The sequence below is a fragment of the Streptomyces sp. NPDC040589 genome (genome assembly GCF_055594445.1).
The window spans coordinates 267,224-279,787 of sequence record NZ_JBVIWP010000010.1 but is presented as its reverse complement, the minus strand read 5'-3'; the positions used below and the strand labels follow the sequence as shown (position 1 = coordinate 279,787).

General features: G+C 72.2%; 11 protein-coding genes. 5 read left to right on the top strand and 6 right to left on the bottom strand.

Annotation, left to right across the window (positions count from 1 at the left end; all coding sequences use genetic code 11):
* Positions 1 to 28 precede the first annotated feature (28 nt).
* The 6 genes from pstA to ACZ58V_RS34735 all read right to left on the bottom strand — a co-directional run bounded on the left by pstA (position 29) and on the right by ACZ58V_RS34735 (position 7,444).
* Positions 29 to 1,090 carry a phosphate ABC transporter permease PstA gene (gene pstA / locus ACZ58V_RS34760; RefSeq protein ID WP_468193711.1) on the bottom strand — a complete coding sequence of 354 codons (1,062 nt, stop codon included), beginning with the start codon at positions 1,088 to 1,090 and terminating at the stop codon, positions 29 to 31.
* The gene (gene pstC, locus ACZ58V_RS34755) at positions 1,087 to 2,088 is read right to left on the bottom strand and encodes a phosphate ABC transporter permease subunit PstC (RefSeq protein WP_468193714.1); all 1,002 of its coding nucleotides are present in this window, start codon (positions 2,086 to 2,088) and stop codon (positions 1,087 to 1,089) included. The genes pstA and pstC overlap by 4 nt, the downstream gene beginning before the upstream one ends.
* Before the next feature lie 133 nt (positions 2,089 to 2,221).
* Positions 2,222 to 3,346: a phosphate ABC transporter substrate-binding protein PstS gene (gene pstS, locus ACZ58V_RS34750; RefSeq protein ID WP_468193717.1), complete on the bottom strand. Its 1,125-nt coding sequence runs from the start codon at positions 3,344 to 3,346 to the stop codon at positions 2,222 to 2,224.
* 178 nt (positions 3,347 to 3,524) lie between these two features.
* Positions 3,525 to 3,989: an NUDIX hydrolase gene (locus tag ACZ58V_RS34745; RefSeq protein ID WP_189729561.1), complete on the bottom strand. Its 465-nt coding sequence runs from the start codon at positions 3,987 to 3,989 to the stop codon at positions 3,525 to 3,527.
* A gap of 28 nt (positions 3,990 to 4,017) precedes the next feature.
* The gene (locus tag ACZ58V_RS34740) at positions 4,018 to 5,094 is read right to left on the bottom strand and encodes a CHAD domain-containing protein (protein WP_468193721.1); all 1,077 of its coding nucleotides are present in this window, start codon (positions 5,092 to 5,094) and stop codon (positions 4,018 to 4,020) included.
* A complete protein-coding gene (locus ACZ58V_RS34735) occupies positions 5,075 to 7,444 on the bottom strand; it encodes an RNA degradosome polyphosphate kinase (protein WP_468193723.1) in 2,370 nt (789 codons plus the stop codon). Before ACZ58V_RS34735 ends, ACZ58V_RS34740 begins: the two co-directional genes overlap by 20 nt.
* Before the next feature lie 441 nt (positions 7,445 to 7,885).
* On the opposite strand from ACZ58V_RS34735, the gene ACZ58V_RS34730 reads away from it, so the two are divergent.
* From ACZ58V_RS34730 to ACZ58V_RS34710, 5 genes are read left to right on the top strand one after another with little or no spacing between them, the layout of a single operon-like run.
* Positions 7,886 to 8,428 (top strand): RNA polymerase sigma factor, encoded by a 543-nt coding sequence (locus tag ACZ58V_RS34730; RefSeq protein ID WP_359893061.1) that lies wholly within the window; start codon positions 7,886 to 7,888, stop codon positions 8,426 to 8,428.
* Complete coding sequence (locus ACZ58V_RS34725) at positions 8,425 to 9,261, top strand: cupin domain-containing protein (RefSeq protein WP_468193725.1); 837 nt, start codon at positions 8,425 to 8,427, stop codon at positions 9,259 to 9,261. The genes ACZ58V_RS34730 and ACZ58V_RS34725 overlap by 4 nt, the downstream gene beginning before the upstream one ends.
* Complete coding sequence (locus ACZ58V_RS34720) at positions 9,258 to 10,118, top strand: ABC transporter ATP-binding protein (RefSeq protein WP_468193727.1); 861 nt, start codon at positions 9,258 to 9,260, stop codon at positions 10,116 to 10,118. Before ACZ58V_RS34725 ends, ACZ58V_RS34720 begins: the two co-directional genes overlap by 4 nt.
* Entirely contained in the window at positions 10,115 to 11,632 is a 1,518-nt protein-coding gene (locus tag ACZ58V_RS34715; RefSeq protein ID WP_468193729.1) for an ABC transporter permease, read from the top strand. The genes ACZ58V_RS34720 and ACZ58V_RS34715 overlap by 4 nt, the downstream gene beginning before the upstream one ends.
* Positions 11,620 to 12,267, top strand: a complete 648-nt coding sequence (locus ACZ58V_RS34710) for an ABC transporter (protein ID WP_471295125.1) — start codon at positions 11,620 to 11,622, stop codon at positions 12,265 to 12,267. The genes ACZ58V_RS34715 and ACZ58V_RS34710 overlap by 13 nt, the downstream gene beginning before the upstream one ends.
* The last annotated feature ends 297 nt before the right edge of the window (positions 12,268 to 12,564 follow it).

Below are 12,564 nucleotides of genomic sequence, written 5' to 3'. Positions count from 1 at the left end.
AGACTCAGACAGTCGCTGTATGGCCGCGTCAGCGACCGGTCTTCGGGGCCTTCCAGCGGGCGATCCCGCGGGCCACCAGGTTCAGGAGCATCACGAAGGCGATGAGGGTGAGCGACGCCGCCCAGGCACGGTCGTAGGCCGCACCGGAGCCCGCGCTGTTCGCGTACTGCTGATAGATGTACAGCGGCAGCGAGGCCTGCGCACCCTCGAAGGGGTTGGCGTTGATGAACGCGTTGCCCCACACCAGCAGCAGGACCGGGGCGGTCTCACCGGTGATGCGGGCGATCGACAGCATGATGCCCGTGGTGATGCCGCCGATGGAGGTCGGCAGGACCACCTTCAGGATGGTGCGCCACTTCGGGATGCCCAGCGCCAGGGAGGCCTCGCGCAGCTCGTTGGGGACGAGCTTGAGCATCTCCTCCGTGGAGCGGACGACGACCGGCATCATCAGGATGGCCAGGGCCAGCGAGCCGGCGAAGCCGAAGGGCTGCATGTCGAACATCAGCATGAGGCTGAGGATGAACAGACCCGCGACGATCGACGGAATGCCGGTCATGACGTCGACGAAGAACGTGATGGCCTTGGAGAGGTTCCCCCGGCCGTACTCCACGAGATAGATCGCGGTGAGCACGCCGATCGGCGCGGCGATCACCGTGGCGAGACCGACCTGCTCCAGGGTGCCGAGGATGGCGTGGTAGATACCGCCGCCGGGCTCGGTGTCGGCGACGACGCCCATGGAGTGCGTCAGGAAGTAGATGTCGAGGACCTTCACACCGCGTGTGACGGTCGACCAGATCAGCGAGGCCAGCGGTACGACGGCGAGCAGGAAGGCGACCCAGACGAAGGAGGTCGCGATGCGGTCCTTGGCCTGGCGCTTGCCCTCGACCGCTGTGGCGATGCCGTACGTGCCGAAGAGGTAGAGGAGCGCGGCGATCAGGCCCCACTGGACCCGGCTGTGCAGGCCGCCGGCGAGGCCGACGCCGATCGCGACGGCGACGGAGCCGGCGGCGATGGCGTACGGGGCCCACTTGGGCAGGCGGGCGCCGCGCAGGGTGCTGGGGCCCTTGGGGGCGATGGTTGCGGTGCTCATGCGTTGGCCCCCGAGTACTCCTTGCGGCGGGCGATGATCGCGCGGGCCGCGCCGTTGACCAGCAGGGTGATGACGAACAGGACCAGACCGGAGGCGATCAGCGCGTCCCGGCCGAACTCGGTGGCCTCACCGAACTTGCTGGCGATGTTCTGCGCGAACGTGCCGCCGCCCGGGTCGAGCAGGCTGGTCTCGATCAGGAAGGTCGGGGAGAGCACGGTGGCGACGGCCATGGTCTCGCCGAGGGCGCGGCCGAGGCCGAGCATCGAGGCGGAGATGACGCCGGAGCGGCCGAAGGGCAGGACCGCCATGCGGATCACTTCCCAGCGGGTGGCGCCGAGCGCCAGGGCCGCCTCCTCGTGCATCTGCGGGACCTGGCGGAAGACCTCGCGGCTCACGTTGGTGATGATCGGCAGGATCATGATCGCGAGCAGGATGCCGACGGTCAGCATGGAGCGGGGGGCGCCGCCCTCCCAGGAGAAGATGCCGGTCCAGCCCAGGTAGTCGTTCAGCCAGCTGAAGAGGCCGGTCATGTTCGGCACGAGGACCAGCGCGCCCCAGAGGCCGTAGACGATGGACGGCACGGCGGCGAGCAGGTCGATCACGTAGGCGATCGGGCCCCTCAGCCGGCGCGGGGCGTAGTGCGTGAGGAACAGCGCGATGGCGACGGCGATCGGGACCGCGATGACCATGGCGATGATCGAGGAGATCACCGTGCCGAAGGCCAGGACGGCGATGCCGAAGTTCGGCGGGACGAGGTTGGTGTCCCACTCGAACGTGGTGAGGAAGTTGCCCTGGTCCTTGCTGATCGCGAGGGAGGCGCGGTAGGTGAGGAAGACCGCGATCGCGGCCATGATCACCAGCAGCAGGATGCCCGAGCCGCGGGAGAGACCGAGGAAGATCCGGTCTCCGGGCCGGGTGGCCCCGCGCGCGGCGCGCTTGTCGGTGGACGGCTGCGGAGCGGGGGGAGGTGCGTCGGTTATCTGTGTGGGTGTGTCCATCAGGTTCTCCGGTCTGCGGAGCCGTACGCGGTGGGCGATGGCTCTGCGGAGCCGTACCGGAGGTACGGCCACTGGCGGCGGTGCACCGGACGGTGCGGCCCGGTCCCGGGGAGGGGACCGGGCCGCACTCGGGTCAGCTCAGGCTTTCGACGGTGGTGCGGACCTGGGAGATGATGTCGGCCGGGATCGGCGCGTAGTCGGCCTCGGCGAGGATCTTCTGGCCCTCCTCGGAGGCGATGTAGCGCAGGAACGCCTTGGTGGCGGGCAGCGTCTCGGCCTTGTTGCCCTTGTCGCAGACGATCTCGTAGGTGACGAGGACCATCGGGTAGGCGCCCTCGGCCTTGGTGCCGTAGTTCAGCTCCAGCGCGAGGTCCTTGCCCGTGCCGACGACCTTGGCCTCGGAGATGGCCTTGGTGGCGTTCTCGACGGTGGCCTTGACCGGCTGGGCGGCGCCCGTGTCGAGGTCGACCGTCTTCAGGCCGTCCTTTGCGTACGACAGCTCGAAGTAGCCGATGGCGCCGTTGGTCTGCTTCACCTGCTGGGCGACACCGGAGGAGCCGGAGGCGGACTGGCCGCCCTTGGCCTGCCAGGTCTTGCCGCCGTCGTAGGGCCAGTCCTTCTTGGCGGTGTCGATCAGGTACTTGGTGAAGTTGTCCGTGGTGCCGGAGTCGTCCGAGCGGTGGAACGCCTGGATCTTGAGGTCCGGAAGCTTCGCGTCGGGGTTCAGCTTCTTGATCTGCGGGTCGTTCCAGTTGGTGATCTCGTTGTTGAAGATCTTCGCCAGGGTCGCGGCGTCCAGGACGAGGTTGTCGACGCCGTTGACGTTGTAACCGACCGCGATCGGGCCGCCGACCATCGGCAGGTCGATGCCCTGGCCGCCGGTGCAGACCTTCTTGGAGGCCGTGACCTCGTCCGGCTTCAGCGCGGAGTCGGAGCCGGCGAAGGCGACCTGGCCCTGCGTGAACGCGGTGACGCCGGCACCGGAGCCGCCGCCCTTGTAGTTGATCTGCGTGCCCTGGCAGGCGGCCGTGAACTGCTTGACCCACGCGTCGATCGCGTTCTTCTGCGCGGACGAGCCGTCGGCCAGCAGCTGGCCCTGGGCGTCGTCGCACTTGATGCTGCCCGGCTTGGCGGCCGCGGACGAGCCGCCGCTGCTGGTGCCCGTGTCGTCGGAGCCGCACGCCGTGAGGGCCAGGGCGCCGGAGACGGCGAGAGCACCGAGAGCGAGGGCCCGCCGGTTCATGCGCTGAAGCTTCACTTGAGTTCCTTCCAGGAGCCGCCGTCCTGATTCGGCGGCGTACGGAGAGTCCGGGTGACGCGCGACGCTGACACGCGGCAGGCGCGGTTCGCGTCGGGTAAGGCTGAAATTAGGCAGATCAGGTGAAGCCGCCTATGGCCATAAATGAACGAGGGGTGAACCCCTGCCGAAGGTGTGGTTAGGTCACGGAACGCTTACGGGGAGAGCACGTGCGGGTTCCGCTTTCCGGCGCGGGTAACGCGAGCAGCGCGTCGACCAGGGGGCGGTCGTGGGGCTGCGTGAGACGGGCGCGGGCGGCGGCTGGTGTCAGCCACAGGACCCGGTCGACCTCGTCCGACGGGGAGAACTCGCAGGTCATCGCCTCGGCCGCCCAGTAGCGGACCTGCTTGGGGCGGCCGTTCGCCAGGTAGCGCTGGGTGGGCAGCTCGGCGCCCGGCACGGCCCGGCAGCCCGTCTCCTCCGCCACCTCGCGCAGGGCACCGGCGAGCGCCTCCTCGCCGCGTTTGAGCTTGCCCTTCGGCCAGGACCAGTCGTCGTATTTCGGCCGGTGGACGAGGCAGACCTCCAGCTCGCCCGTGACGGGGGAACTGCGCCACAGGACGCAGCCCGCCGCCTGAACAGTGGTGTCGTCGGGGGAGCTCACCTGACCGCCTCCTCGGTGGCGTGGCCGGTCATGACGTGCTGACGGTTTCCTTCTGCCAGCACTGCTGAAACGCGAATCGGGCCGCTTCCACCTCGTGCCGCTGGTCGGCGTGGAGCACGCCGAGCGCGTACGCCGTCGCGGGGGCGATGCGGGGGGTGCGGGCCGCCTGGGCCGCCGCTGCCGCCGCCTCCGAGGCGTCGCGGTGGCGGTTCAGGGCCTGGCCGGCGGAGAGCAGACGCAGGTCGACGACGGCGTTGCCGTCGGTCTCGCCGCGCAGGGCCTCGCGGGCGTAGCGGTGCAGGCGCAGAAGCAGGCGGACCTGGTGCCAGGGGGCGTCCTGCGGGTGCGGGACCGTGTCCGGGGACAGGCCGTGGACGAGGGCCGAGGCGTTGTACGGGTTTCCCGCGGTGACGAGGGGGAGGGCGGCCACGGCGTCCGTGAGGCGGCCCTCGGCCGCCGTGGCGAGGGGGCGGAGGTCGGTGGTGACGGCGGTCTTGGTGAGGGGGACCTCGCTGGCCAGGACCGCGACCTTGTCCGCGATGGCGTGGAAGCGGCTGCTGCCCAGGGCCTGCAGGGCCGTGGAGTGGGCTCGGGTGCGGGCCAGGTTGAGCTGGCGGTCGAGCAGGGCGCCCGCTTTGGCCGCGCCGACGGTGAGGTTGCCGCGTTCCGGTGCCGAGGTCGGGTGGATCGGGGCGCCGGCCTTGGCGGGTGCCGCCGCGGCCGACGTCTGCCCCGGGAGCGCCGTGGAGCCCGACAGGCGGTGCAGCGCGCTCAGCAGGCGTTCCAGGCGGGAGGTGTACGCGTGTTCCATGGCCAGGGTTCCCGAGACCCAGGCCAGTTCCGGGCGCATGCCCTCGCACCAGTCCGTGTCCAGCAGGGACTGGAACGTGTGCAGGCTGGCGCTGATACGGCGGGCCGAGCGGCGCAGGGCGCGCGCCGCGTCGGCGGACCCCTCCGAGGCGCCCGCGCCCGACCCCGTCTCGCGGTGCAGGCGCAGCGCCCGGAGGAACTCTGTGGCCTGGGCCCGCAGGTAGCCCGCGAGGGCGTCCCCGGTGGGGGCGGGCCCGGTCAGGGGGTTCGTCGGGTCAAGGTGTCGCTGTGCCACGCCGGCGCCTCCGCGCGTCTATGAGCATCTCCTGGACGTTGCGCAGAGGCTGGCCGTCCGCGTCGGTCGCATGCCGGGTCCAGTCGCCGTCCGGGCCGAGGTGCCAGGAGGCGGTGCCGTCGGACATGCCGGTCTCCAGCAGCCGGTTCAGGGCTGCCCGGTGGGCCGGGTCGGTGACCCTGACCAGGGCCTCTATCCGGCGGTCGAGGTTGCGGTGCATCATGTCGGCGCTGCCGATCCACACCTCGGGCTCGCCGCCGTTGCCGAAGCCGAACACCCGGGAGTGCTCCAGGAAGCGGCCGAGGATCGAGCGGACCCGGATGTTCTCCGACAGGCCAGCCACGCCCGGGCGCAGCGCGCAGATGCCGCGCACCCACACGTCCACCGGCACGCCCGCCTGGGCCGCGCGGTAGCAGGCGTCGATGACGGCCTCGTCGACCATCGAGTTGACCTTGATACGGACGTGCGCGGGCCGTCCCGCGCGGTGGTGCTGTATCTCCTTGGTGATCCGCGCGACCAGGCCGTCGCGCAGCGACTTGGGGGCGACCAGGAGACGGCGGTAGGTCTCGCGGCGGGAGTAGCCGGAGAGACGGTTGAAGAGGTCCGAGAGGTCCGCGCCGACCTGGGGGTCGGCCGTGAGCAGACCGAGGTCCTCGTAGAGGCGGGCCGTCTTCGGGTGGTAGTTGCCGGTGCCGACGTGGCTGTAGCGGCGGAGCGTATCCCCCTCCTGGCGGACCACCAGCGACAGCTTGCAGTGGGTCTTCAGACCGACCAGGCCGTAGACCACGTGGCAGCCGGACTCCTCCAGCTTGCGCGCCCACTTGATGTTGGCGTGCTCGTCGAAGCGGGCCTTGATCTCGACCAGGACCAGGACCTGCTTGCCGGACTCGGCGGCCTCGATGAGGGCGTCGACTATGGGGGAGTCGCCCGAGGTCCGGTACAGGGTCTGCTTGATCGCGAGGACGTCCGGGTCGCCGGCCGCCTGCTCCAGGAAGGCCTGGACGGAGGTGGAGAACGAGTCGTACGGGTGGTGCAGCAGGACGTCCCGCTCCCGGAGCGCGGCGAAGATGTCCGGCGCGGACGCCGACTCGACCTCGGCGAGATCGCGGTGGGTACCGGCGACGAACTTGCGGTACTTCAGCTCCGGGCGTTCCAGGGAGGCGATCCGGAAGAGACCCGTGAGGTCCAGCGGACCCGGCAGCGGGTACACCTCGGCCTCGCTGATCTTCAGCTCGCGCACGAGCAGGTCCAGGACCTCGCGGTCGATGGACTCCTCGACCTCCAGGCGCACCGGCGGCCCGAAGCGGCGCCGCATGAGCTCCTTCTCCAGGGCCTGGAGCAGGTTCTCCGCGTCGTCCTCCTCGACCTCCAGGTCCTCGTTCCTGGTCAGGCGGAAGGCGTGGTGCTCCAGGACCTCCATGCCCGGGAACAGCTCCTCCAGGTGGGCGGCGATGACGTCCTCGATGGGGACGTAGCGGCCCGGGGAGCTCTCCAGGAACCTCGACAGCAGCGGCGGCACCTTCACACGGGCGAAGTGCTTGTGGCCCGTGACCGGGTTCCGTACGACGACGGCCAGGTTCAGGGACAGCCCGGAGATGTACGGGAAGGGGTGCGCCGGGTCGACCGCCAGCGGGGTCAGCACGGGGAAGATCTGGTGCCGGAACAGGGTGAACAGGCGGGCCTGCTCCTTCTCCTGCAGTTCGTTCCAGCGGACCAGGTGGATGCCCTCCTCCGCGAGGGCGGGGGCGACGTCCTCGTGGTAGCAGGCGGCGTGCCGGGCCATGAGCTCGCGGGAGCGGGCCCAGATCATCTCCAGCACCTCGCGGGGCTGGAGGCCGGAGGCGGAGAGGGTGGCCACGCCGGTGGCGATACGGCGCTTCAGACCGGCCACCCGGACCATGAAGAACTCGTCCAGGTTGCTGGCGAAGATCGCGAGGAAGTTGGCCCGCTCCAGCAGGGGGGTGTTCGGGTCCTCGGCGAGTTCGAGAACGCGCTCGTTGAACGCGAGCCAGCTGCGTTCCCGGTCGAGGAACCGGCCCTGCGGCAGCGCGGGGGCGCCGTCGGCCTGCGACTCCTCGTACGCGTCGAGGTCGGCGTCGATGTCGGGTTCGAGGTCGGAGACGGCCGCCGCGATGGTGTGCGGGCGGTGGGCCGCGATGGAGCCCACGGAGGGCTGCGCGTGCTGGACCTGTGCCTGGGTGTTCGGCTGGCTCATGGACCCATTCTTCCGCGCCGCGAGCATCACGGGCGCGTCGGACAGCGCGGGAGGGAGCGGGGGCGTCACATGAGTGTTCCCGTTCCCCGCAGGCCCCTCTCGGGGTGGCGAAGGCTCTGGCACGGCCGGATTCATTGCCCGAGCGTCGCAAGCTCGTCTGAATCGATGGTTACGGAGACATGACGTGCGGGATAGCGGGGGGCGGCTCGCGGGGGTCCGGAGTTCGCCCACAGCCTGTGGATGGTCCCTGGTGCCCCGGCCTGTCCGGAGTGTCTCCGAGAGGCGGGCCGCGCGTCCACTCCTCGCGGGAGGAGGCGGGGGGCCGGCTCCGGGGAGGCGGCGGGGCAGGCGGCGGCCGGTTTCCAGTACGGAAGCGGCCGATTTCCAGGTACGGAAGGGCCAGAAGGGGGACGGCCGGGGCCGGGGCACCGTTGGCCCGCCGGTGCTAGGGGGCGGGCACGGCCAGGGGGTGGGCATCGGTTGCGGGTGCCCGACGGGGCGTCGCCCGTCCAGGAGGGCCGGAAAGTCGTGCGTGGTTTCGTGAACCGTTCGCGCGGGGTGGTCCGATGAGGAGACGTGAGCGAAACGAGAAGCGACGGGGAGCTGCTGCGGGCCATTGCCGCGGACGCCGACCGGCGTGCCTTCGAGGAGCTGTACCGGCGGTACGCGCCGTGGCTCCGGGCCCGGTTGCGGGGGCGGTGCGCCGATCCGGGGGTCGTCGACGACGTCGTACAGGAGACGTTCCTCGCGGTGTGGCGGGGCAAGGCCCGCTATCGGGAGGACGTCGATGTGGCGGGGTGGCTGTGGCGCATCGGGTCGCGGCGGCTGGTGGACGCGCTGCGCGGTGACGGGGCACGGGGGCGGGTGCGCCAGGCCCTGGCGCGGCTGCGGCACCGGGACGAGGTGTCGGCGGAGGAACGCGTGCTCGCGGGAGTGGAGCACGGGGACCTCGCCGGCGCCCTCGTCCGGCTGTCGCCGGAGTTGCGGGCGGTGCTGCAGGCGACGGTCATCGACGGGCTCACCACCCGTGAAGCGGCCGTACTGCTCGGAATTCCGCCGGGGACGGTCAAGACGCGGGCGATGCGGGCCCGCAAGCAGTTGCGGGAGGCGTTGGCATGAGTTGGCACGTGCCGGAAGAGGACCTGCGCGCCTATGCGCGGGGGGAGTTGGCGGCGCCGGCTCTGTGGTCCGCCGATGCGCACCTGGGGGCCTGTGCCCGGTGCCGGGGGGCGCTGGGCGAGGTCAGTGACCCGGTCGCCCTCGATGCGGGGTGGGAACGGCTCGACGCCGAGCTGGACGCGCCCCGGACGGGGGTGCTGGAGTCGCTGCTCGTGCGGCTCGGGGTGCCCGGGCACACCGCGCGGCTGCTGGCGGCGGCACCGGTGCTGCGGCGGTCCTGGCTGGGAGCCGTCGTCGCCGTGCTGCTGCTGAGTGTGGCGGCGGGGCATCTCGTGCGGGGCGGGGAGTCCCCGACGCTGTTCCTCGCACTCGCGCCGCTGCTGCCGCTGGCCGGGGTGGCGCTGTCGTACGGGCCCGCGCTGGACCCGACGTACGAGATGGCCGTCGTCGCGCCGATGCACGGGTTCCGGCTGCTGATGATCCGGACGGTGGCCGTGCTGGGCGTGGTGCTGGGCCTGAACGGGCTGGCGACCCTCGCGCTGCCCGCGTACGGGCTGGGTGCGCTGGCATGGCTGCTGCCCGCCCTGGCGCTCACCGCCACGGGGCTCGCGCTGACGCCCCGGCTGGGGCCGGTGCTCGCGCCGTCGCTGGTCGGCGGGGCGTGGGTCGGGCTGCTGTTGCTGGCCGATGCCCTGCGAGCGGGCGCGCAGACGCCGCTCGCGCCGTTCACCGTGGCCGGGCAGGGCGTGGCGGCGACGGTCGCCGCGCTCGCCGCCGGGCTGCTCTTTCTGCTCCGTGACCGATTCGACCTCTTTCAGGGACGTGCCGTATGACCGTCACCGTGTCCGCATCCGGGCTCGGCCTCCGCTACGGAGGCACCCGCGCCCTCGACGACGTGTCGCTGCGGCTGTCCGCCGGCGTCACCGGACTGCTCGGACCCAACGGCGCCGGCAAGACCACGCTGCTGCGCGTCCTCGCCACGGCCCTGCCCGCCGACCAGGGCGCCTTCACCGTGCTCGGGCATGACCCGGGCACCGCGCGGGGCCGGCAGGAGGTGCGGCGCCGGCTGGGCTATCTGCCGCAGACGCCGGGGTTCCATCCGGACTTCACGGCCTTCGAGTTCGTCGACTACGTGGCGATTCTGAAGGAGATGACCGGTCGAGCCGACCGGCATCGGGAGGTGCGGCGGGTGCTGGAGGAGGTGGGGCTGGCCGACGTACGCGGGAAGCGGATCCGGAAGTTGTCGGGCGGGATGCGGCAGCGGGTCGCCTTGGGGGCTGCCCTGATCGGTGATCCGGGGTTCCTGGTTCTCGACGAGCCCACCGTCGGGCTCGATCCCGAACAGCGCATGCGGTTCCGGGAGTTGATCGCGGGGGCCGGGGAGGGGCGCACGGTGCTGCTGTCCACCCATCAGACGGAGGACGTGGCGATGCTCTGCCACCGTGTGTTGGTCATGGCCGGTGGCCGGGTGCGGTTCGAGGGCACTCCGGCCGAGCTGACCGCGCGAGCCGCGGGGCGGGTGTGGAGCAGCACGGAGCGGGACCCGGGCGCCAAGGCGGGATGGCGCACGGGGACTGGTTCCTTCCGGAACGTGGGGGATCCGCCGGACGGCGCCGAGCTGCTCGAACCCACCCTGGAGGACGGCTATCTGCTCACCCTCGACGGTGACCCCGTGGAGGTGGCGGTATGACCGCGGTGATGGAGAAGCCGGTGGCGTCCGACGAGCGGGCCGAGCGGGGTGGGCCGTGGGCCGCCGTGGTCGCCCTGGCCGGGTTCGAGACGCGCCGCCTGCTGACGATGCTGCCGATGATCATCGCCTTCCTCGTGTACATCGGCTGGACCGTATGGCGCATGGGCAGGGACTGGGGCGGCTATCCGGCCCTCCAGGACGCCGACCGCGCCACCCAGAGCGCGCCGCTGCTCATCGGGCTCACGGTGCTGCTGTGCGTCAACCGCGCCGCGCTGCGCTCCCGGCGGCACGGGACGGAACCGCACTTCGCGGTGCTGGTCCTGCCCCCGTGGCGGCGTACGGTCGCCCACGCGCTGTCGGCCCTGGCCGCGGCGCTGCTCACCGCCCTGTGCGTGGCCGCGCAGTTCGGCCGGGAGGCGCTCCGGCCGGGTGCGATCGGGCACGGTTCGGTGAGCGAACTGCTCGTGGGACCGCTGACCGTGCTGCTGGCCGGGCTGGTCGGGCTCCTCTTGGCAGGGCTCGTGCGCTCGGCCCTGGGCGCGCCGCTGCTGGTCGTGTTCGCGCTGTTCCTGTTCCTCTTCTTCTGGGGCACGAGCGACGACGGGAGCCGCTGGCTGCTGCCGGTCGTCGTCGAGGCGACCAGCAACACCCTGCCGTCCGACCTGCTGGGCCGGCCCGCGGGATGGCACGCCCTGTACCTGGCCGGGCTGGCGCTGTGCGCGGGCCTGACGTCGGTGCTGGTCGCCGGTGGCCGCAAGCCGGTGGTCGTGGCGGGGATCGCCGGGGCGCTGGCCATGGCGCTGGTGGGCGGGGTGACCCAGACGGGCGGCGAATCCCCCGAGCTGGTCCGGGCCCGCGAACGGGCCTCGGCCACCCCCGGGCAGCTGCAGTCCTGCGTCGAGCGGGACGGGTCGACGTACTGCGCGTTCCCCGAGTGGGGGCCGCGGGTCGGGGACTGGGCCGGGGTGGTGGACCGGGTGCGGTCCCTGGCCGGGGGCGCCGCCCAGGACCAGAAGATCGTCGTACGGCAGCGGATCGAGGCCCGCGACGGCCTCTCCAGCGACAGCGCGCTGACACCGCTGGAGCGTCCGCACGAGGTGACGGTGGGCACCCGGTGGGGCGGCAACCGCGTCCCCGAGTTCTCGGCCGCCGTCGCCGGAGTGCTCGTCGCGGGCGATGAGAAGGCCTCGACCTCGATGTGCGACGGCCGCATCGTCACCGCGATGTGGCTGGCCCTGGGCTGGGAGTCCGACCCGATGGCCGCGCTGCGCCGCGTCCGACTCGACGACAGCGACACCGGCTCGGCCCTCGTGCTCCAGCCGACGGACGGGCTGTACATGACCGACGCCCAGACGGAGGTGGTGCGCGAGCTGCTGACGCGACCCCGGGGCGAGGTCACCGCGAGGGTGAAGTCCCACTGGGCCGAGCTGACCGTGCCGAAAGTGACGGCGGCCCGGGTGGCGGAGCTGCTGGGTGTCAAGGCGCCCGAGGGAGACGACAAGTGCCTCGACTGAGAGGGGAGTTGGTCGTCGCCGTCGGCCGGACCCTGCCCTTGGGCCTGCTGGGGGCGGCCGGTGCGGCAGGGCTGCTGATGGCCGCGCTGACCCGGGCCACCGGCGAGGCGGGGGAATGGCTCGCGCTGCCTCTGCTCCGGGCGGCGATCCTGGCCTTCGCGATCGGCCTGGTGTTCCTCCTGGACGACCCGGCCCGGCACACCACATCCACGGTGCCGACCCCGCGCCCGGTCCGTACCGGACTGCGGGTGGCACTCGTCCTCCCGCTCGTGACGGCCTGGTGGACGGCAGCGCTGCTGCTGGTGCCGCGGGACCTACGCCCGCCGGTCGCCGACATCACCCTGGAGGCCGGGTCGGCCTTCGCCCTGGCGGTCGCCGCCGCGGTGGTCGCGGTGCGCCGCAGCGACATCGCCCGGCCCGGGGCACGCCTCGCGGCCGGCCTGCTGACCTCGGCGGTACTGGCCCTGCTGTTCTGGCCCGGGCGGTGGGCGCTGTTCGTGCCGGTGCAGGACGAGCGGTGGGCGGCGGCGCACGACCGGTGGGCAGTGGTGTTGGCCGTGGCCTTGCTGGTGGGGGTGCTGGGGGCGGGGGAGCCGGTGCGGCGGTGGTCGTGGCGGGTGGTGCGGGGGCGGTGACGGGCCCTGTGGGTGACCGGTCCGGCGCGTTGGTGCCGGGGCGGGGTGGGTGCGAAGCCCGGCGTAGCGGGGTGCCGCCTGCGCCCACCCGTGCCGCCCTTGGCGGCACGATTGCCCGCAGCTGAGCGGGCGTTGGCGGCATGGTTGCCCGCGGCTGAGCGAGCCGGCGGGTGGTGCGCGGCCCGGCGGAGCGGGGTGGCGCCTGCGCCCAACTGTGCCGTCTTGGCGGCACGGTTGCCCGCGGCTGAGCGGGCCATCGGGGTGCTGCTCTCTTTGGGACGGGTGCCGTCCCTAGCG

Coding starts and splice junctions, on each gene's coding strand:
- ACZ58V_RS34735 (WP_468193723.1), bottom strand. CDS start 7,444: ATGAATCCGGCCGTGCCAGAGCCTTCGCCACCCCGAGAGGGGCCTGCG.
- ACZ58V_RS34720 (WP_468193727.1), top strand. CDS start 9,258: ATGACCGTCACCGTGTCCGCATCCGGGCTCGGCCTCCGCTACGGAGGC.
- ACZ58V_RS34715 (WP_468193729.1), top strand. CDS start 10,115: ATGACCGCGGTGATGGAGAAGCCGGTGGCGTCCGACGAGCGGGCCGAG.
- pstA (WP_468193711.1), bottom strand. CDS start 1,090: ATGAGCACCGCAACCATCGCCCCCAAGGGCCCCAGCACCCTGCGCGGC.
- pstC (WP_468193714.1), bottom strand. CDS start 2,088: ATGGACACACCCACACAGATAACCGACGCACCTCCCCCCGCTCCGCAG.
- ACZ58V_RS34725 (WP_468193725.1), top strand. CDS start 8,425: ATGAGTTGGCACGTGCCGGAAGAGGACCTGCGCGCCTATGCGCGGGGG.